Raw genomic sequence first — 21,227 nt, forward strand, 5'->3', positions numbered from 1 at the left:
AATATATTTTACTTTCCCATTAATGATTTTCTCTAGTTTAAGCTACCCAAATGAAAAAATTAAAATAAGCGATTATTTTAATTCAGCAAATGATTGAGATAGTAGATATTTTGAAGAAAGAATATCCATATGTCAAGGGCACCGCTCTAAATTATACAAACCCTTTAGAACTTCTTATTGCAACTATTTTATCCGCCCAGACAACAGATGAAAGGGTAAATATGGTAACAAAAGAGCTTTTTAAAAAATACAGAAATGCTGAGGATTTTGCAAAAGCGGATATAAGCGAGCTTGAAAATTATATAAAAAGCGTGAATTTTTACAAAAATAAGGCAAGATATATAAAAGAGTGCTGTAAAATAATATCCGAAAAATATGGTGGAAAAGTGCCTGTTAATATGGAGGAATTGCTCTCTCTGCCTGGAGTGAGCAGAAAAACCGCAAATGTCGTTCTTTCAAACGCATTCAGAAAAGATGAGGGAATTGTTGTCGATACCCATGTGATGAGATTGAGCCAGAGAATAGGACTTACAAATGAGAAAAATAGAGAAAAAATTGAGAAAGATCTGATGAAGAAATTTCCAAAAGATAAATGGTTTGATTTGTCAAATCTTTTAATTGCTCATGGAAGAAAAATATGCAGGGCAAAAAATCCACTTTGTGAGAAATGCGTCTTAAATAAGATATGCAGGAGTGCCTATGAGTATCGAAGAAGAGATAAGAAGGATTGAAGAAGAAATAAAAAACACCCCCTACAATAAAGCAACCGAGAAACACATAGGGCGCCTCAAGGCGAAGCTCGCCCGCCTCAAGGAGGAGGCAAAAAAATCCGGGAAGAAGGGAGGGCATGGTTTTGCGATAAAAAAAGCGGGGGATGCAAGTGTTGCAATAGTTGGGCCACCTTCTGTTGGAAAATCTACTCTGCTGAACAGTTTGACGAATGCGAGGAGTGATGTTGCGGACTATGCCTTTACAACAAAATTGCCAGTGCCAGGGATGATGGAATATGAAGGAACTCAGATACAGATAATTGACTTGCCCGGTTTACTAAAAGGTAAAGCAGAAAAGGAAATAATTTCAATGGTGAGAAATGTTGATTTGATAATTATAATGGTTGATATTTATACAGTTGATAAGATTGAAGAAATAGAAAAAGAGTTGAGAGAGGCGGGAATAAAGATAAACGAAAAAAAACCCGATGTTATAATAAGAAAAAAGGATAGAGGGGGATTTTCAATTCAATTTTCAAAAAAATGCAGGATGAGTGAGGAAGTTGCGAAAGCAATTTTAATGGAGTATCTAAATAATGCAGATGTTGTTATAAGAGATGATATTAATGAAGAGCAACTTATAGATGCAGTATTAGGAAATAAAGTATATTTGCCAGCTATTAGAGTAATAAATAAAATAGATATTGAGCAAGTAGAAAAAAGCTTGGATGCAATTTATATATCAGCAAAATTTGGGCATGGACTAGAAGAATTAAAGAGAATAATTTTTGAAAAGCTTGAATTGATAAGAGTTTATATGAAACCAGAAAAAAAGAAAATAGAAGAGAAGCCAATGGTTATGAAAAAAGGAGCTACTGTTAGAGATGTTTGTGAAAAGCTTCATCGTGACTTTGTAAAAAATTTTCAGTATGCAATAGTAAGGGGGAAATCAGTTTCTTTCAATGGACAAAGGGTAGGACTAAACCATGAGCTGGCTGATGGAGATATCCTTACAATAATCACCCGATAGCTTTTTCCTTTCTTATCTCATCTATCATTTCATAAGCATATCTTATATGAGGTATTGTTATTGAGCCACCAACTATAAGGGCTATATCCAAAGCTTCATATATTTCATCATTTGTATATCCTTCTTCAACGCATCTATCCAAGTGGTAAAGAATGCAATCATTGCATCTCAGCACAACTGATGCAACAAGCCCCAGCAATTCCTTTGTTTTTCTACTCAATTTGTTGTCCAGATAAACATTGTTGTCAAGGGAAAAAAATCTCTTTGTATTTAGTGTCCCCTCCTGCAAAATCTTCTTATTAATTTTTTCCCTATATTCCTTAAATTCTCTGTACCTCATTCTCTCCTCAATTTTATATCAATCGTTTTCGGTGAATCTCCTATCTTTACATCAACTATTCCTTCATATCTGTAATAAATTGTCTCATTTTCTATAACTCGCGAGTAATTTACCTCCACTTTATATTTCGCAGGATAAAGTCTTACTACATAATAGCCTGTTGAATTTGATCTCGCACTTTCATTTACAGAGTAATCATCCAATTTTTCTATTACATTAAATTGAATTGTCACACCCTGCATTACCTCATTTTCTTCTCTTAATCCATTATTATTTTCATCATACCATACAACACCACTAACATTTACTTTCGATGGAATCAATGAAATATTATGCCATATTGTTGAATTTGGCATTACATTTACATCTATTACTCTTGTTTCATATCCATCTTTTGAAACATTTATTCTATAACTGATTGGAAGTAATTTTTGGAAATCGTATTCACTTGCATGTATTTCTTTTCCATCAAAAACAATTTTTGCCTGCAATTTTTCATCGTTTCCATCATATTCTCCGTTTCCATTCTTATCCCAATAAATTATTCCCTTTATTCCTCCTTTTTCAATATTTATTGCTCCAACATCTCTTATCCAATGAACAACTCTTGTAGCTTCCTCCTCGCTTATTGGCGGGAAGTCAGTTCCATCAAATTTCAATTCTTTTATAAGTGTTTCATTCGAATAGAAAGAAATTGTTATATTGCCAGCGGGAGCAATAACACTAAATTTTCCCTCTTTGTCAGTAAAACTTATATCATGAGGAATCTTTTCAAGAGTTCTATTTAAAATTTGATTTCCATATCTCATCTGAAGTAATTGGCTAAAGTCATCTCTAACAACAACTTTCACCCCTTCAAGTGGCTCGCCATCACTCAATAATCTCCCTTCTATTCTCGCTCCTTCATAATATTTTGCAATTACAACCGCAGGCATACCTAAACATAACTCCCCTCTCAGGAACAGCTTTGAGGTTGTGGTATTTACTGGAGAGATATATTTTATAACAAAATGTTTCATGTAGATGGTTGGATTGTAAGAATAGTTTCCTTCTCCAAATGGATTTGTTGCATTATCTGTCCAGAAAGGAATTAAATACCAGTAGCCATAACTTTCCGCTCCTTCAAAAATTTCTTTTGATAATGTAACTCCTAAATATGTTCTGTAAACCATGCTCTCATAAAAACCTTGCTTTTTCTCTGTATATGTATCAAATTTACCATATATTTCTCTTATTTCATCTTGTGTCAATCCCTTTGTTATATTTCTCAATTCATCGGGTGTAAAGCTTTGTCCCGTTTTTGATGAGCGATAATATAGCTTATAGTAATCATCTTCTGCGGTTTCATATCCAAAAACTCCTTTATCCGCGAGAAAAGTAAATACATTGAAAATATTTACATCATATCCTTCCACACCATAATACCTTATACTTTTTCCTGTATAATTCTGAATTTCTCTATAAAGCATTGTTATATTTTCGTCATCCAGTAGCGTTAATACTTTTACACCATCATGATAAATTGCATTTTCTTCCCTTACAATATAGTTTTTCCCTCCATAACTCTCCCCAACAATCTTGCCAGCGGATGTATTTTCATATTTTCCTTCCAAAATCTTTTCTAAGTCATCACTCATATCACCCAGATACTTATTGAAGATATCTCTAAGTTCACCAGTTACCCCTCCTTTCTCTTTTACATCTCCTTCCGCAAGACGAATTATAAAGACCCCAACCGCTTCCCTCTCACTCCTTGAGGTATGCATATTGGCTGCTGGCGGTATTCCTTCTTGAAAGTTATCCGCTACTGTTGGATTCTTTGCTATTGCAACACAATAAAAGCCATAGTCCCACCACGAAATAAACCCTGGCCTTTCACTCTCATTTAAATTTGTATTTTCTCTCTTAAGCCATGAAAATGCATCAACCCAATATTCTTCTGTATTGAAACCGAGCCCATATGCCCCAAGCTTATTTGTTTTTGTCTGATATTCGTGCTTTATATTTGAGGGAAGAGATGCATCAAAGGCAAGCCAGGTATTTGGGAAGATTACAAAAAGGGCAATGAAAATTGCTCCCGCAACGTGCCTTATTTTCACTCCTTTCTTCATTGCCTGGAATCCCCCGCCCGCCTCCTTTATCTTCTTAATCATGCCCGAGAAATCTATTTTGGAGATTATAATCCACAACCCGTATGCTCCAAAAACCGCAATTAAGGGGACTAAATCATTTAGAAATCTTCCCGCTGTGCTTGCAAGCCAAATTTCGATTCCAAGCCATACAAATACTGCGAAATATTCTCTATAAAATTTTCTTTTATAGAATTGGTATAGGAAGAAGACAAATCCAAAACATGCAATCAAATAGAAAACTGGCCCGAATGACATTATGGTTCTGCCTATATCAAAGGGAAATGCCTCCGCTATTGTTAAGGATACTTTTCCACCGTATATCGCCTTCCCAAATATTATTTCAGATATGGGAGTAAATAGCTTAAGGAAAGCATTTGTTGTGTTCCTGATTAGATAGAGAAATATAAGAGCAAAAATTCCGAGTCCAAAAATTGACGGTATTGAAATAATCCATGGTATATTCTTTTTTCCTATATATATGTATATTAGGCTGAAGATACCAACCGCAATTATTATGGTTAAATAAATGCTTGTGAATCCACTTTTAACCCAAGTAATAGGGAAAGATAATACATATCCAAAAAGCATTGAGGTTAAAATTGCTACTGGAACCTTTTCCTCTATTTTCTTTGTTACTATGTCAATTAGCATTTGAATAACTCCATAAACCGCTATGAGAGCATATATATATTCCGCAGATACCCATGTCATTGTTATACCCGCAACACACATTCCAGATAAAGAAGCGAGCAGGAAAGATGCTTTTTTATTTTCTTCTTTTAAAGCCATTATCAAAAAGACAAGTGATGAAGTTGTGAATAAAAGAACAAAGGAATCATGGTCATAAAGGGAGTATGCGGAGCCGTGTCCTGATGCAAGATGAATTGGAATAAGAGCAACGAAGAGGGATGCAATCAAACCAACTTTCCTATTGAAAACAATTTTTCCCAAAAAATAAACAGGAATTACAAGCAGTGCTCCATATATTGCTGGCACCAATTGCATTGCATATCCCATTGCATCGCTTTCATTTATAAATAAAGAAAATATTTTTCCCAATCCAATCGTGAGCATTGTGAAAAGAGGGGGCCTGCTACCTGAGCCACCCAATGGATAGTTGAGGAGAGGATCAAGGTCGCCATGCTTACCACCCATATATGGATATTTTCCTTCTTCCAAAGTTTTTTCGAGTAAGCGCATATTGTAATAGGGGTCTGGACCTGATAGATAATATTTTTCCTCGAGCAAATTTGCTTCCCTATTTATTGCAACATCTGAAGAAAAGTTAAAATAGGCGTTCAAGAAAAGCACCAGCACAAATGCGCAAGCAAGCCACAAGGCATCTATCTTTTTCATTTTAATCACGTGGATAAAAAATTGCAAATAAATATTTTGTGGTTATAGCGGGCCTGGGGGGATTTTCGTGGCTTTGCCATTTCGAACCCTCGGCCACCTGGTTAAAAGCCAGGTGCTCTACCTAGCTGAGCTACAGGCCCTATGAAAAAATGCTTTGATATATATATTTTTTCACATCCCTTAAAAGAATAATTTTTGCGGGATTTTAGGAAATAAACAGTTTCTAATGCTCAAACCTATCTAATGCTAACACCTATTAACTTATGGAAAGAAGATGATATTTGATTTCCTTTGTTGATTTGGAATTATAATCTTCTATGGATAAAATTGCTTTTCTTATATCATTTTCTTCTCCAATTAAGGCAACTTTGAGACCCTTTTGAACTGCTTCAATAGCAGAATTCACTGGACAAAATTCAAAATCATGCTTTATTTTAGCCTTCTTCACCGCTATTCTCCCAATTTCTCCTATTATCCCCACTTTATCAACTTTAATCTCCTGTATTTTCTTTCTTAATTTTTCAAAACTTGTTTTTTTCTTCTCAGGAGATGGGATGGGAAACAGATATATTTCTCCTAAAGAAAGCTCAATTATTCCTTCTATTCCTGTTATTGCCACATCCTCCCCTTTTTCTACATTTTTTGTTGATATTCCATAAGCAGATGATATTCTCCCAGAGTAGGCATATAAATACCCATTTTTCATAAAAAGAGCGACTTTCTCTCCCTTTTTTATCTTATTTCCCGCTATTGCGTAACAAATCTTCATTATATTTAATTTCTTTTTCTTTTCTTCCAAATATCTCTCCAAAGAATTTAAACTGCTGAAAATTTTCTCAATTCCTTTCACTGTGACTTTATATTTCCCATTAACAACATTAACCAAACCATTTTCCTTCATTTCCTTCAAATATTTAGATACACCTTGTTTTGTAATTCCTATTTTCTCTGCTATATCACTCAAGTTTTTTTCATCTGTCGCTATTTCAAGCAATATAAGAAATTTTTTTGATAGCAAGTCCTTAACCATGGCTCTATTATTTCATGAATTAAAAATATTGCTATTCATGTAAAGGTTAGAGCGGAATGGAAGAAAAAATATGGAAAACCAGAAAAATACTTTTGGATAATGAAAAGATTTTCAGGAGAATTTGAAAAATGCACGGGAAAGAAGTTTTTTCAAAAAATGTTATAAATTAAGAAAATATTTCTTACATGAGCGAGATTTATTTCAAGTCCGCATCAACACCTTTTGCAAGAGATGCAATTCATTCGGGCATAGAAAAAATTTTTGAAAAAGTTAATAGGATAGAGAAAGGAGATATTGTTGCAATTAAATTGCATATGGGAGAGCTTGGAAATAATGCATATGTTCGCCCATTCTTTGTTCGTAAAGTTGTAGATATGGTCAAAAAGTGCGGAGGAAAACCATTCATTACTGATACAACAACATTATACGGAGGACATAGAGGAAATTCAATAGATTATTTATACACCGCTTCAATGCATGGCTTCAACATTTCCTCAATGAATTGCCCGATTATAATAGCGGATGGGTTGCTCGGAAGAGATGAAGAAATTGTTCAGTTGGGAAAGGAAAAGATAGGGGTTGCGAGAGCAATAATTGAATCAGATTATCTGGTCGCTATTTCTCATTTCAAAGGTCATGGGATGACAGGCTTTGGCGGAGCGATAAAAAATGTTGGAATGGGTTGCTGTAGCAAGGCGGGAAAGGCATGGCAGCACTCCACAAGCAAGCCCAAGCACGATAAAAATAAATGCATAATGTGTAAAAAATGCCTTACTTTTTGTCCAGCTGGAGCAATTTATGAAGCAAGCAGAGAGATTTTTATAGATTATGAAAAATGCAGGGGTTGCGGGGCATGCACGGTTTTATGCGAGCAGGGATGTTTTTATTTGGATGAGACAAATGAATTACAGAGGAGAGTGGCAATTGCCTGCAAAGCGGTAATTCAAAAATTTGGAGAAAAAGTTTCTTTCATAAACTTTCTGATAGATATAACACCTAGATGCGATTGCTGTTCATTTCCAGATAAGCCAATTTTAAATGATATTGGGATTTTATCGAGCAATGATGCGGTTGCAATAGATAAAGCATCTTATGATTTGGTTTGCCATTATGCAGGAAAAGACATATTTTATGAAATCCATAAAATAGATGGAAAAATACAGCTAATAGAAGGAGAAAAAATTGGCGTTGGAAAAATGGAATATAAGCTAATACATCTCTAACATGGAAAAGGGCATTTCTCACATTTCCCTTTCCTACAAAAATCCCTCCCAAGCTTCATAAATGCTATTTCCATTTCAACTTCATCTATTCCCTTTATTTTCTTAAATTTTGAGTTAAATAATGAATGCTTTTTTGCAGAAATTATCGCATATTCAGATATATCATGCTCCGCCCAGGGTAATTCCCTTAAAAATATATTCACTGTAACATCACCTATTCCTTTCGCCAGATTTTTTAAATTTTCTTTAACTTCCTGCTTTTCTTTTAATTTCTCAATTCCCCCGAGTTTTATTATATTTTTGCAGGCTTCAATAATTTTATCCGCCGTTTTAAAATCATATCTCGTGTAACCTCCTTCATCAAGACATCTCACAATCTCGCCCCACCCCGCCTCAACTATCTTTTCAGGGCTATTATATCCATTCTCTTCCAGAATTTTATATGTTTTTATTGCATTCCTTTCCCTTATAGGAGCTCCAAAAAGAAGAGATGCAAGAAACCATTTAAACGGCTCCTTTTCTGGTTTAATTCTTAAAATATCACTGTATCTTCTCCCGTAGATTTTCACAAATTCTTTTAATTCCATTTCAGATTTATTATATAAACTTCCTCGATTTTTGTGCATTTATTTCCCGCCAAATCATAAGCAATTAATTTTATTTTATGCTTTCCGATCGAAAATTCGTTTATTTCCCAAAATGAAATTGAAGAATTTGAATTTCCTCTATATATATCATCATAATAAAATTCTATGATTTTTATTCCATTTAAATCATAGCATTCAACAGCTATTGTTATATTCCCTATTACGAAGACCGTTTCTGTATCAAAAATTTTTCTTCCAAACACATAAAGCCCTTTTGAAGGAGATAAAATATTTATTTCGGGAGAAACTGTATCTATTTTTATTTCAATTCTGTTAATTTCTTCAAAGTTTCCTGCCATATCAACTGAGAAATATTCAAAAAAGTATTTTCCATCTGCAATACTTATGCTCCCATTATATTCTGAAAATCCCCCCCCATTTATTCTATACAGTGTTTTATTTATCCCAGATATTCCATCATTTGGGAAAAGAGAAACATTTATCTTTTCATTATACCATCCATTTGAAGAATTTTTATCAATAAAAATGCTGGTTGATGGAGGAGTTTTATCTATCTTAAATACAACGCTTTTACTTTCTTCATAATTTCCAGATTTATCGACACTATAATAATAAGCGGTATGAACTCCTTCTTCAGAAATTATTACCGATGATATATATTCCTTCCAGTTGCCTTCATCAATTTTGTAAAAAGTCTTGTTTATACCACTTAGAGCATCTTCTGCGGCTAAATTCAAAATTAAATTGCTTACATACCATCCGCTTCTTCCGTTAGCGTTTGGGATTAATTTGCAAACTGTGCTAGGAGGAGTAATATCTGCTGTTATGGTTTTGGTGGTAGAATTTACATTGCCAGAATTATCCACCACAGTTAATGTCACATTATATATTCCCTCCAACTCATATGTATGATTTACAATTTTACCGATTCCTACGATTCCATCCCCAAAATTCCAGCTGTATGAAATAATATATCCATCTGGGTCATAACTAGGGGAAGCATCAAAAATCACAAATTTACCATTTATTTCATAATTAAAATCTGCCACTGGAGCGGAATTTATTGCAATTACTTGATACACTAACAGGAGGAATAATACCATGTAAACAATTTTTTTCATAGGTATTTATCAATTTCAATTTTTTATTCTTTTTGGTTTCAAATTTCATAATAATATTCCCCTATTTCCTTTTGTTCTCTATCAAGCCTTGAGCCAATTTTGTTTATCCTCGGTCTATTGCTATCCTCATCTCTCCTAAATGTTATCTCCAAGTCCTTTAAAAAAAGGTTCATCCCATCTCTTAAGCTCATGGGTCCTTTAGCGAATCCTTTTTTTCCTGGTTCACCATAAAAAACCATCAATGATTGACTGACCATATCAATAAAATATATATCATGCTCTACAACCAAGCAGGCTCTTCCTTCTTTCTCCATAACTCTTTTTATGGTCTTTGCAACTTTCATTCTTTGTTTTGCATCAAGATACGCGGATGGCTCATCAATTAGATATAGATCCGCATCCAAGCTTAGACAATATGCAATTGAAATAGTTTGTAGCTCTCCACCTGATAAGCTCTTCAATTCATAATCATAAAAATATTTTATATCAAGGGGATGCAAAACTTCCTTTTCATATAAACTGTGAAACTTTTCTTTATTTTTTTCAAAAAGCTCCCCTACTTTTCCTTCAGTTGCTCTTATATACTGTGGCTTGTAACTTATTTTTATCTTTGCATCGATTTTTCCTTCAGTTGGTTCAATTAATCCAGCAAGGAGCTTAACGAATGTTGTTTTTCCAATTCCGTTTGGTCCAACAACTCCGACAACCTCTCCCTTATTTATTTTTCCTTCATTTACATTTAATTCAAAATCATCATATTTTTTCTTTAATTTTTCAAAATAGATTAAATTTTCTACTTCCTTGAATTCTCTTGGAGGATGCTTTTCAAATTTTATTTCATCTCCAAATCTAACATTCTCCTCCTTTAAATAACCCGATAAATATATATTTACACCATGCCTCGCATTTTTTGCATCAGATACAATTCCATAAACCCCTCTCTTTCCATATAAAATATGCACAATGTCAGCAAGGAAATCAATTATTGCTAAGTCATGCTCAACAACAACCACCATTTTATTTTCTGATATTTCCCTTATCATTTTTGCAATTTCTATCCTATTTTTTATATCTAAATAGGAAGCGGGTTCATCAAAAAGGTAGAGGTCCGCATCCTTTTTTAAAGTAGCAAAAATGGCAACTTTTTGCAATTCACCTCCAGAAAGCTCACTCATTTTCTTGTCACTCATTCCATCAATTTTATCATCAACCCCATTTTCTAAAAGAAACTCTTTTACACTCCCTTCATAATTTGATAGCTCATCTATGTATTGGGGTTTTATTGAAACTTTCAAATTTCCGTCAGAAACATTTTTTAAAAAATGGCAGAGTTCTGTTCCCCTGTATAGTTCAATTATCTCTTCCCAGTCCGGTTCTTTTCCTATTTTTCCTAAATTTGGTTTTATCTCACCAGATAAAATTTTTATTGTGGTTGTTTTTCCGATACCGTTCTCTCCCAGCAATCCAACTACCTTACCTTTCTTTGGGACAGGTAAGCGAAAAAGCCTGAAACCATTTTCTCCATATTGATGAACAACACTCTCTCTCAATTCTTCTGGCAAATTTTCTATATGAATTGCCTTGAAGGGGCATTTATGAACACATATCCCGCAACCCGCACATAGCTCCTCCGATATAACTGGCTTATTTTCCTCCATTACAATAACCTCGGACCCCCCTCTTACTTTTGGACAATACTTTATACATTCCATTGAGCATTTCTTTGGCTGGCATCTATCTCTATTTATTACTGCAATCCTCATTTTCTCAATTTATACCCAACAATTTTATCAATAGCACCTATCGCAACTCTTGGCTCTTCAAAAACTGGTATTTTAAGCCTCAATAATTTCTTCTTTTGTTCCTCCACAAATTTCCCACCCATGCATATTGCCAGAAAATATCTATTCATCTTTTTTAGACCGGAATAAAGCTCTTTCAAACTTTCTGCAAGTGGGGAATCCTGAAAAACAAAAGTAAGAATTATTATATCCTCTTTGCTTCTTTCGATCGCTTCAAGAAAATCTTTTGCGGTAGCGCTTCCGGTAAGATCTATCGTCTCAGCAATCTCTATATGCCTCGCTTCGCCCGCAAAGTCGCAAGCCATCACGCTCGGCCCAGCCCCATTGGTAATTATCGCCACCTTTTGGTCCGGTGGGAGCCCTCGCATTGCAAGTATTTTTAGCACTCCGAAGAATTCTTCAAAATCATCAACGAATATTATGTTTCTTTGCTTGCATGCACCCTCAAATATCTTATGATTTGTTGCCATCGCTCCAGTATGAAGAGAGGCAACTTTCTGCCCTAATTTGCTCCTTCCGGACTTCAAAATGACTGTAATTTTCTCATTTTCTACTTCAAAAAAATCTCGGCCAATTTCTTCTGCATATATTGCAATTATATCTGTTTTTTTATCTTTTTTGAGATATTTGACTAAATCAACTTCACTTACATCCGCTTTATTTCCATAGGATACAAACTTTGTAACACCTATTCCCTCCACAGCACATTTTTCAAGAAGGGCTATTCCAAATGTTCCTGATTGGGTTAATATTGCAACATTTCCTTTTTTTGGCAATTCCATATTTCTTTGGAAAAAGGTATTAAATCCATTTTCCGCATTAAATACTCCAATGCAGTTTGGTCCGATGACTCGCATTTTATATTTTCTTGCTAATTGAACTATTTTTCTCTCTATCTCCGCTTCCCCGATTTCTTTAAATCCGCCGGAGATTATCACAATATTTTTTATTCCTTTTATTCCGCATTTCTCTACTTCTTCAACGCATTTTTTTGCTTCAACAGCAATAACTGCCAAATCAATTTTCTTATTTATTTCTTCCAAGCTTTTATAGCATTTTCTCCCTAAAATTTTTTTTCTGTTGGGATTTATAGGATATGCTTCTACTTTACTCTTTATAATATTATTAAAAATTTCATAACCTATTTTACCTTTCTTGCTAGATGCCCCTATTACTACTACACTTTTAGGTTTGAAAAATTTCTCCATTTACTCTTCGCTTAATATAACAAAATCTTTGACTGATTTAACTGATTCAAACGGGAATAGAATGTAACCTTCTTCATTCTGATTATATAAGCGAGGGTCTATTTTGTCTGATGGCTCTACAATGAGATCGAGAAGTTTTCCACTACTTGCATCAACTGTTATATTTCTTACTATCCCTAAGTATAACCCGCTATTGCTCATAACTTTCTTTCCTCTCAATTCATTCTCCATTATCTTCATGTTTATCAAAATATGAAATACTATTGCCTTTTTAAATTTGCGCTTTTTTAAAAATTTAAAATCTTAGAAAAAAGTTTGAATTTTTGAAAAAAGAAGCTATGAGGCCTTTTTCTCGCAAAGAAATGCTAAAATAAATGCATTCTTGTGAAATTATTTTTTGCATAATTTTTAGCATTAAAACTATCAACCTTTATATATTAAAAAATTATTAGCCCAATATGGCGAGAATGCATGCGAGAAGAAAAGGCAAATCTGGCTCAAAAAGGCCGGCAGAAAGAATACATCCGGATTGGAGTTTAAAGCCACAAGAGATAGAAGAACTAATAATAAAGATGGCGGAAGAAGGTAAAGAGCCATCTATGATAGGTCTAATTTTAAGGGATGTTCATGGCGTGCCCGATGTGAAAGCAGCTATAGGCAAAAGAATTACTGATGTGCTTGAAGAGCATAATATATTGCCTCCTTTGCCAGAAGACTTAACAAATTTGCTGGCTAAAAGAGAAAACCTCAAAAAACATTTGCAAGAGCACAGGAAAGATTTGCACAATCTAAGAAGAATGCATCTTATAGAAGCAAAGATAAATAGATTGGTAAAATATTATAAAAGAGAGGGAAGAATTCCCGCGGACTGGAGTTACTCCTAACTTCTTTTTTGGAATTCAATTGCCTCTTCCAAGCTTATTTCCCCTATCAGCACTTTTCTAGCAAGTTCTTTTGAAATAGTTATATTTTTACTCTTTAATCTACTCAGGCGTTGTATGTTTTTAATTTCTCCCTCTTTTGGCTCAACACTCATTTTATATTTTATTTCCTTTCCTGGCGTCATCGCTATTTTGCAAGCAGAAATTGCATCGTCATCAAAAGATTGAATATCAGATTCATCGACTATTTGTATTAGTAAATTTTCATCTTGAAGCAGATTTATTATTCTATTTCTTATCAGCCCCCCTCCATTTCCTACCTTCACCACCACTTCCTCCGCCCCCGCCTCGCTTATCATTTCCTTTATAAATAAGATTAACTCTTTGGGATCCTTTGTAACAAATTTTTTTATAAGCATAACTCCGCTATAAACCGCTATACCTATTTTTTCTCCTGGATCTATACCGAAAAGTAGCTTTTTGTTTTTTGACATAAGAAGAATGGCTTTATCAATGAGCTTGTCTATATTGCACCCTTCCTCATAGCAAATAATTTTATCAAATTTTATATTGAGTTTTTTCTTATCAGATGTTATTATCACATCAACGCTGCTTGGTATATTATCTTCATAAGAAAGTGTAATAAAAGGTATCTTTCTTCTCTTGAGTAAATCAACAATATCGTAGTAAAATGAAAAATTTTCCGTTATCAATCCTATCATTAAAATTATATCCTTCATATTATTTAAATCTTTATAAAGGAAAATGATGCTGCTAACTTTGGAAAAAACCAAAATCTGTTTTTCCTAAGATAAAATAATAGAAAACCGGAGTAAAGCTTTAATATTTGATTTTTTTATTATCTGGTATGAAAAGAAATGTCATTGGGCTTTATACAAGACTCGCGATCGCAATAGCATTATTATTTGGAATAATATTTGGGTTGCTTACATTCATTGCCTATATAGCTGGCTATGGCCAACCAATTATAATTTCTGTTATGGCTATATCTGTTATTGTTTTGCAATATCTCGTAAGCCCCAAGATTGTGGAGTTCTCGATGAAGATTAAATATGTGAGCAGAGAAGAAATGCCAAAACTGCATGAAATAGTTGAAAGGTTATCTGAGAAAGCATCAATACCAAAACCAAAGATAGGAATTTCAGAAATAGATTTGCCAAATGCTTTTGCTTTTGGGAGAAGCAAGAGAGATGGAAGAGTATGCGTGACCAGAGGACTGCTTGATATTTTGAACGATGAAGAAATGGAGGCAGTGATTGGGCATGAAATATCTCATATAAAGCATAGGGATATGGCGGTAATAACTCTTTTATCAGTTATACCTCTTATAAGTTATTACATTTTCTGGAGTTCATTATACGGAAGAAATAGAAATAAAGCATCTTTAATTTCCGCCCTAGCCTTTATCTTTTATTTAGTATCCAATCTACTAGTTTTATGGGTGAGCAGATTAAGAGAATATTATGCGGATTATGGATCATACACCTTAACTGGAAAATCTCATCCTCTCGCATCTGCTCTCTATAGAATTACTATTAGTACATCCCGAATTCCCCCAGTAAAAATAAAAAGTGTTGAAGGTGTAAAGGCATTTTTTGCAACAGATCCTTCAGCTGCGAGAAGTGAAATAAATGATTTGAGAAAGGCGGATTTAAACTTAGATGGACATCTGGATGAATATGAAATGAGGCAATTTGCAAGTGTGGCGGAAGCGAGCCCATTTGAAAGAATTATGGAGATTTTTTCATCCCATCCGAATGTAGTTGATAGGATAAGAAGGCTGGCGAAATTATCATGAGTAAAAATTTGGTAAAAATGGAGATATATCCTCATGTATATCATGGTGACAATTATTCGGAAATATTTCTAGTTGATGATGAAACTGTTTTACCAATTTTTGTTAGTTATACTCAGGCGGAGAGCATAATGAATGGTTTAGAAGGAAAGAGATACCATCGTCCCTTTACTCACGACTTATTTATAGAAGTGATAAATTTGCTTGGCGCATCAATAAAAAAAGTGGTAATAGATGACCTTGTGAATGGGGTATTTCTTGCAAAACTTTATATAGAATATGTAAGAAAGGGCAAATGCGAGGAGATTGTTGTTGATGCCCGTCCAAGTGATTGTATAGCACTTGCGGTAAGAGAAGGGTGTGATATATTTGTTGATGAAAAAGTTTTGAAAGAAGCGGGGAAAAGTAGGAGAGAAATGGGTATGGAGTATTAAAATGATTAAATTTGAAGATGGAGAAAAACTTGTGAGGTACACAAGATATGTTATAGAAAGGCATGTAAAAGGGGAAAAAATTGATGACATTGAAAATTTTGAAGAAAATAGAGGGGTTTTTGTTACAATAAACACGTATCCAGAGAGAGAGCTGAGAGGTTGCATTGGTATCCCAGAGCCAATAATGCCACTGAGAAAAGCGATAAAAGAATCCGCGATCTCCGCATGCCATGATCCAAGATTTCCTGATTTGATAGAAGATGAGTTGGATAAAATCATTATAGAAGTTACTTTATTGACTAAGCCCAAATTGCTTGAAGTTGAGCCAGAGGAATATCCTAAACATATAGAGATTGGTAGAGATGGTTTGATGGTAGAAAAAGGAATGAATCGGGGCTTGCTGTTGCCCCAAGTAGCGAGTGAGTATGGATGGGATGTTTTGGAATTTTTAAAACACACTTGCATAAAGGCGGGCTTACCGCCAAATGAATGGAAAAATAAAGACACCAAGGTTTATGTATTTCAAGGGGAGATATTTAGCGAAGAAACACCAAAGGGAAAGATAATCAAAAATGCTTGAAAAATACTATGAGATATTAAATAAAAAAGCAAAAAACAATTATACAAAAAACATGGGAAAAATAGATAAATTGATAGAAGAAGCGGAAGAAATATTCAAAAAATGTCACTTCTGTGAACACAAGTGTTATGTAAATAGGAATGAAAATAAGGGGAGATGCGGAGTAAAAAATACAAAAATTTCCTCCCATTTTTTCCATTACGGAGAAGAGAAAGTTTTAATTCCTTCATATACAATCTTCTTTTCGGGCTGTAACTTTTCCTGCATATATTGTCAAAATTGGGATATTTCTCAATTTGAAAGTGGTTCTTACATAGAGCCAAAAAAAATGGCTATTTTGATAGAGAAAGCGGAAATAAATGGGGCAAGAAATATTAATTGGGTTGGTGGAGAGCCAACACCTCATCTTCTTTATATATTGAAAGTGTTGAAGAATTGCAATTCAAATCTTCCACAGATATGGAATTCAAATATGTATTGCAGTTTAGAGACGATGGAAATTTTAAAGCATGTTATTGATTTATATTTAACAGATTTTAAATACGGAAATAATCACTGTGCAAAAAAATTATCCAATATAGACAGATACCTTGAAATTATCACAAGAAATCATGAAATAGCATATAAGCAAGGGGAAGTCATAGTGCGCCACCTTGTGCTTCCTTCGCATATAGATTGCTGTTCGAAGCCAGTAATTGATTGGATTTCTGAAAATATTCCGAATGCATTAGTCAATATTATGGATCAATATTATCCAACATATAAAGCACATGAGAATGAAGAAATAAATAGGAGATTAACAGAAAGAGAATACAATGAAGTTTATCTATATGCTTTAAAAAAGGGGATTAAACTGATTTGAGTTCTTGCAACCCATCTCAGCAATCTTTCTTATTCTTTCCTCACCATTTATTTCTTTTATGAAATTTGCTACACTCTTTGGAACAAGATTTTCCCATCTCTCTCTTTTAGAAATTTTCTCCCTTATAACCCTACCTTGATAAACATCTCTTTTAAAAAATGGCATTTCAACTACTCTATATCCTTCTCTTTCAAAAAGCTCTTTTATCAATTGATTGTTGGAGATAACTAAATCAAAAGGTGGAACAATTTCTTTAACATGCTTTGCATAAAGTCCGTATCTGTTTATATCAGGAACTGGCACAATGTGATAATTTTTAATTTTTTTCTCTTTCATAGCTAGAATAATCATCTCATATCTTTCACTGCATGTAAATGGATTTTCAAAAGTAAAGCTTTCATAAGCGGAGCCAATTGCAAAAATTATTTCATATTTTTTTGATTTTTCCGAAATTTTTGCGTGTCCTATATGGAAAGGCTGAAATCTTCCAATAATTAAAGCGCGCATAAGAAAAATAGGGAAGAGGAATAATTATTTTTCTATTTAAAAAAAGTTATTTACTCATTTTCATATGTTTTCATGGAGCTCATGCCCCTTTTCTCAGACTCAATGGGCGTTCGCTCAATGGCAACCTTAATTGCAACAAAAGAAGATAGGATTTTTATAGATGCGTCCGCTGCCCTGGGGCCATCTCGTTATGGATTGCCTCCTCATGAAATGGAAATTAATGCCCTTTATGAAGCGAAGGAGAAGATAAGAAGCATAGCCCTTGATTGCAACATTTTTGTAATAACCCATTATCATTATGACCATTATGACCCAGATGAAAGCTTTTATTGTGGGAAAAAAATATATGCTAAAAGAATAGACAGTTTTATAAACAGAAGCCAGCAGGAAAGGGGGAGTTATTTCTATAAATTGTTTGAAAACAAAGCTAAAATAATATACTGTGATGGAAATGAATACAGAGAAGATGATCTTAGAATAAAATTTTCCCCTCCTTTTCCTCACGGCCCGCAGGGAGCAATTGTTGGATATGTAATTATGGTGAGTGTTGAGGAGAATGAAAAAATCCTCTTTGCATCAGATGTGCAAGGCCCAGTTTATGAGAGGGCGAGAGATTATATAATAGAAGAAGCTCCCCAGATTCTTATAATGGATGGTCCTCCTTCTTACTTTCTTGGATGGAAATTTTCCATGGAAAATTTAGAAAAAGCGGAGAAAAATTTAATTGAGATAATGGAGAAAATAGATTGCAAACTTATACTTGATCATCATTTGCTTCGTGATATTGACTATAAAAAAAGAATGAAAACACTTTATGAGATGTACGGGGACAGAATAAAGACCTTTGCGGAATGGAATGGTTTAAAAAATTCGATTCTTGAAGCTAGAAGAAAGGAGCTATGGGAAAAATATTAAAAATTTAAATTTATAACTTATATGAAATATAAGGGAGAAGAGAAAAAATTCGATGCTTCTCTTATAAGTGTTTATAGGATATTTTTGATTTTTATTGTGCCGATAATTGCATATTCTATAGCAATATTCCCTCAGGTTCTATTAATTTTTTATGTTTTAAAATTGCCATTTATTAAATCAATATACGGGATATTTATTCTATCCTTTGCACTTGTTAACAGTTATTTAATACTTATTTTTTCTTCTATTTTCTCCACCGCTTTCTTCATAAATGTTTTAGGAATTAAATATAAAGAAGGAGAGTATTCTAAAAATATAAAAGATAAAAACACTTTCAAATATACACTCTATTTTTCTCTATATTATCCGACGTATAAACTGATAAATATTTTTGTCTTGCCACCTATAAAATCGTTTTACTTGTCTCTTATTGGTTGTAAAATAGGTAAAAATGTTTTTTTAGCTGGGGAAGAATGGATTGCGGATCCATGTGTTACTGAGATAGGGGAAAATACAATGATAGGAGGGCGGAGCTTAATAACTGCTCATCTAGCGGAAGATAAGTTGATAATAAAAAGAGTTAAGATTGGTAAAAATTGTCTTATAGGGGGAGATTCTTTCATAATGCCGGGTGTTGAAATAGAAGAAAATGTTGTTGTGGGGGCAAAAACTCTTGTAACAAAAGATAAAAAATTGAAGAAGGAAAAAGTTTATGCAGGGATACCAGCGAGGGAAATTAATTACGAATAACCCCCTATCTTGAGACTCGGATCCCCGAATAAGACCCATTCTTGAACTGTTTTGCAATCAACTAATTCAATTGTATAAGGTCTTTCTCCTATCCAATCCTTACTCCAGTCAATTGGGAAATGATTGAGATAATCTGCAAGTGTGTTAGCCCATGTTTCACCAAGCACATCTTTTCCATCAATGTATACTTTGAAGAAATGTGGTTCAAGCCATCCACCTAAATATTGGATACAATCTGGTATTCCATCCGGAACACTATCTGGAACTTCATCAACCGGACCATCTCCTATTGTTCCATATCCCAAACCCGTGTTTCCAATTGTTGCTATACTTCCCCCTTTTATATTTTTTAGCATTAGCTCGCTCCAGCACTGAGGTGTCATTTCTCCGAGATAATATGCCCAAATTCCTTGCGTTAAAAATCTTAACAAACTGCTGTTGAACTGACTGTTATGGCAACCTCCAACAATTAAAACAGGTAATTTTTCTCCATTGCTAAGTGCTCTTATATTTTTCAATCCAAAATCAATCCATGTTTCAAAGTCATTATGGGGATGTGTTGCCCAGCTCGCTGGATTTCCGTGCCCGCTGAAATAAACAAAGCCTGCTCCTTCCGAGATAATTTTTTCTGCGTTCTCTGGAGTAAAGGAAAAATCCCCTCCTTCAACATATATCCTTATTTTATCAAATCCTTCCATAAAACTGAGAGCATGGTCACATTCAACCTGTCCTTCTATATAATCTGTTCCTACTTCTATATCAGGGAAAGAATCTCCTCCAATAGCAATCATTCTTTTGAACCAATCTTTTCCATATGCATTTTTTTCGTAATTTATTATTTTATTAATAAGCGGTTTTACTTCCCAATCATATCTTGCGGGCAGCCTCCCGACATAAATATCTGGATATAAATCAAGAACATCCTTACTTTTCTTATTCCATTCCGCAAATATTCCATTTCCATTGCTATCCCAGTCATCAAAAACAACAGTACCATTATTTTCATCATATCTGTACAAGTCCGCAAAATATAAGTCGCTTAAATAACCAGTTTCCCAGCTCGAGTTATCATCAAGATTTGTATATCTGACTGGCACATACCATTCCCAGAATCTCTGTCCCTTCATTCCTCCAAAAAGCAAAACATACTTTACCCCCCATTCCTCTTTTGCATTTTTAATGAAATACTTCACTTTTTCTGCATCGTCTCTCCCCTGCACAGCAAAATAAACATTATTATAGATATCATCTGTTGATACAACAATTGTTTTTATTCCATTGCTTTCCTTATGTTGCTTTAAAGTCTCAACATCATCTTTCCATTTTTGAGGACAAATAATGAGGAGATCATAATTTTCTACATTTTTATGCACTCCTTTTTCATATATTATTTTCAATTCAAATTCACTCGCAAATTCAACAATATTTAAATGAGGGTGGTATCTTATTGGATATAGTTCGAAAGTCAAGAATATTTTATCAAGCCCCACTCCAATATTATATATGCCCCATTTATCCGGATAAAAATCAAAATAATATGCGCCTTTTGCCTCCCTATATTCTTTTCCTAAGGGTATTGCACCAATTGAAGGAGGTATTTCCTTTTTCACTGGTATTTTTTTAATTTCGTTTGGAATCATTTCAATTCTTTTTATTTTTGTTCCAATATCAAATGTAAAAGTTTTTGTAAAAGTTGGCAAACAGGGATAGTAAGCATCGTTTGTATAGCCATTTGCCTCCTTGATTTTAATGTATCCATTATCAAATATCATTGGCTCTGAAAATATTATCTCTTCCGAAATTTTATTCTCCGCATTTATTCCAAAAGCTAACGAGCTGGCCAAAAGAACTAAACCAACAAACAAATTTTTTAACTTTTCCATAGAAATGAATTCTTTTTTGAGTTTAAATCTTTCTATGAA

The 21,227-nt window shown here is 33.9% G+C and carries 21 protein-coding genes and 1 tRNA gene; 10 read left to right on the forward strand and 12 right to left on the reverse strand.

Annotation, left to right across the window (positions count from 1 at the left end; genetic code table 11):
• Window positions 1–89: 89 nt before the first annotated feature.
• Both nth and H5T44_01695 read left to right on the forward strand, forming a co-directional pair.
• A complete protein-coding gene (nth, locus tag H5T44_01690; protein MBC7080952.1) occupies window positions 90–731 on the forward strand; it encodes an endonuclease III in 642 nt (213 codons plus the stop codon).
• Window positions 700–1,740: a 50S ribosome-binding GTPase gene (locus H5T44_01695; GenBank protein ID MBC7080953.1), complete on the forward strand. Its 1,041-nt coding sequence runs from the start codon at window positions 700–702 to the stop codon at window positions 1,738–1,740. Before nth ends, H5T44_01695 begins: the two co-directional genes overlap by 32 nt.
• Here H5T44_01695 and H5T44_01700 read toward each other — a convergent pair.
• From H5T44_01700 to H5T44_01715, 4 genes are all read right to left on the reverse strand, one after another.
• Window positions 1,730–2,080 carry a carboxymuconolactone decarboxylase family protein gene (locus H5T44_01700; protein ID MBC7080954.1) on the reverse strand — a complete coding sequence of 117 codons (351 nt, stop codon included), beginning with the start codon at window positions 2,078–2,080 and terminating at the stop codon, window positions 1,730–1,732. The two genes, H5T44_01695 and H5T44_01700, sit on opposite strands and share 11 nt — an antisense overlap.
• On the reverse strand, window positions 2,077–5,577 hold the full coding sequence (locus tag H5T44_01705) for a glycosyltransferase family 39 protein (protein MBC7080955.1): 3,501 nt from the start codon (window positions 5,575–5,577) through the stop codon (window positions 2,077–2,079). The genes H5T44_01700 and H5T44_01705 overlap by 4 nt, the downstream gene beginning before the upstream one ends.
• Before the next feature lie 39 nt (window positions 5,578–5,616).
• Window positions 5,617–5,708: transfer RNA gene (locus H5T44_01710), tRNA-Lys, on the reverse strand.
• A gap of 116 nt (window positions 5,709–5,824) precedes the next feature.
• Entirely contained in the window at window positions 5,825–6,598 is a 774-nt protein-coding gene (locus tag H5T44_01715; protein MBC7080956.1) for an ArsR family transcriptional regulator, read from the reverse strand.
• Window positions 6,599–6,783: 185 nt separating this feature from the next.
• Here H5T44_01715 and H5T44_01720 point away from each other — a divergent pair, with 185 nt between their 5' ends.
• The gene (locus H5T44_01720) at window positions 6,784–7,821 is read left to right on the forward strand and encodes a DUF362 domain-containing protein (GenBank protein ID MBC7080957.1); all 1,038 of its coding nucleotides are present in this window, start codon (window positions 6,784–6,786) and stop codon (window positions 7,819–7,821) included.
• On the opposite strand, the gene H5T44_01725 is transcribed toward H5T44_01720, so the two are convergent.
• From H5T44_01725 to H5T44_01745, 5 genes are read right to left on the reverse strand one after another with little or no spacing between them, the layout of a single operon-like run.
• Window positions 7,818–8,408, reverse strand: a complete 591-nt coding sequence (locus tag H5T44_01725; protein MBC7080958.1) for a hypothetical protein — start codon at window positions 8,406–8,408, stop codon at window positions 7,818–7,820. The genes H5T44_01720 and H5T44_01725 overlap by 4 nt on opposite strands.
• A complete protein-coding gene (locus tag H5T44_01730) occupies window positions 8,399–9,550 on the reverse strand; it encodes a PKD domain-containing protein (GenBank protein ID MBC7080959.1) in 1,152 nt (383 codons plus the stop codon). Before H5T44_01730 ends, H5T44_01725 begins: the two co-directional genes overlap by 10 nt.
• A gap of 38 nt (window positions 9,551–9,588) precedes the next feature.
• Complete coding sequence (locus H5T44_01735) at window positions 9,589–11,313, reverse strand: ribosome biogenesis/translation initiation ATPase RLI (GenBank protein MBC7080960.1); 1,725 nt, start codon at window positions 11,311–11,313, stop codon at window positions 9,589–9,591.
• Window positions 11,310–12,560, reverse strand: coding sequence for a CoA-binding protein (locus tag H5T44_01740; GenBank protein MBC7080961.1), 1,251 nt, complete (start codon window positions 12,558–12,560; stop codon window positions 11,310–11,312). The genes H5T44_01735 and H5T44_01740 overlap by 4 nt, the downstream gene beginning before the upstream one ends.
• Window positions 12,561–12,800 (reverse strand): PRC-barrel domain-containing protein, encoded by a 240-nt coding sequence (locus tag H5T44_01745; GenBank protein ID MBC7080962.1) that lies wholly within the window; start codon window positions 12,798–12,800, stop codon window positions 12,561–12,563.
• A 218-nt stretch (window positions 12,801–13,018) separates the two neighbouring features.
• On the opposite strand from H5T44_01745, the gene H5T44_01750 reads away from it, so the two are divergent.
• Window positions 13,019–13,444: a 30S ribosomal protein S15 gene (locus H5T44_01750; protein MBC7080963.1), complete on the forward strand. Its 426-nt coding sequence runs from the start codon at window positions 13,019–13,021 to the stop codon at window positions 13,442–13,444.
• Here H5T44_01750 and H5T44_01755 read toward each other — a convergent pair.
• Entirely contained in the window at window positions 13,441–14,163 is a 723-nt protein-coding gene (locus tag H5T44_01755; GenBank protein ID MBC7080964.1) for a hypothetical protein, read from the reverse strand. The two genes, H5T44_01750 and H5T44_01755, sit on opposite strands and share 4 nt — an antisense overlap.
• 146 nt (window positions 14,164–14,309) lie before the next feature.
• Here H5T44_01755 and H5T44_01760 point away from each other — a divergent pair, with 146 nt between their 5' ends.
• From H5T44_01760 to H5T44_01775, 4 genes are read left to right on the forward strand one after another with little or no spacing between them, the layout of a single operon-like run.
• Window positions 14,310–15,260 carry a M48 family metalloprotease gene (locus H5T44_01760; GenBank protein MBC7080965.1) on the forward strand — a complete coding sequence of 317 codons (951 nt, stop codon included), beginning with the start codon at window positions 14,310–14,312 and terminating at the stop codon, window positions 15,258–15,260.
• Complete coding sequence (locus tag H5T44_01765; GenBank protein ID MBC7080966.1) at window positions 15,257–15,691, forward strand: bifunctional nuclease family protein; 435 nt, start codon at window positions 15,257–15,259, stop codon at window positions 15,689–15,691. The genes H5T44_01760 and H5T44_01765 overlap by 4 nt, the downstream gene beginning before the upstream one ends.
• Entirely contained in the window at window positions 15,687–16,271 is a 585-nt protein-coding gene (locus H5T44_01770) for a TIGR00296 family protein (GenBank protein MBC7080967.1), read from the forward strand. Before H5T44_01765 ends, H5T44_01770 begins: the two co-directional genes overlap by 5 nt.
• The gene (locus H5T44_01775; protein MBC7080968.1) at window positions 16,264–17,133 is read left to right on the forward strand and encodes a 4Fe-4S cluster-binding domain-containing protein; all 870 of its coding nucleotides are present in this window, start codon (window positions 16,264–16,266) and stop codon (window positions 17,131–17,133) included. Before H5T44_01770 ends, H5T44_01775 begins: the two co-directional genes overlap by 8 nt.
• Here H5T44_01775 and H5T44_01780 read toward each other — a convergent pair.
• Complete coding sequence (locus H5T44_01780; GenBank protein ID MBC7080969.1) at window positions 17,107–17,640, reverse strand: nicotinamide-nucleotide adenylyltransferase; 534 nt, start codon at window positions 17,638–17,640, stop codon at window positions 17,107–17,109. The genes H5T44_01775 and H5T44_01780 overlap by 27 nt on opposite strands.
• A 72-nt stretch (window positions 17,641–17,712) precedes the next feature.
• Between H5T44_01780 and H5T44_01785 the strand changes: the two genes are divergently transcribed.
• Both H5T44_01785 and H5T44_01790 read left to right on the forward strand, forming a co-directional pair.
• Entirely contained in the window at window positions 17,713–18,555 is an 843-nt protein-coding gene (locus H5T44_01785; GenBank protein MBC7080970.1) for an MBL fold metallo-hydrolase, read from the forward strand.
• Window positions 18,556–18,576: 21 nt separating this feature from the next.
• A complete protein-coding gene (locus H5T44_01790) occupies window positions 18,577–19,305 on the forward strand; it encodes a hypothetical protein (protein ID MBC7080971.1) in 729 nt (242 codons plus the stop codon).
• Here H5T44_01790 and H5T44_01795 read toward each other — a convergent pair.
• Window positions 19,296–21,188 (reverse strand): peptidase C25, encoded by a 1,893-nt coding sequence (locus tag H5T44_01795; protein ID MBC7080972.1) that lies wholly within the window; start codon window positions 21,186–21,188, stop codon window positions 19,296–19,298. The two genes, H5T44_01790 and H5T44_01795, sit on opposite strands and share 10 nt — an antisense overlap.
• Window positions 21,189–21,227 lie beyond the last annotated feature (39 nt).

The organism is Thermoplasmatales archaeon, assembly GCA_014361195.1.
GTDB lineage: Archaea > Thermoplasmatota > E2 > UBA202 > JdFR-43 > JACIWB01.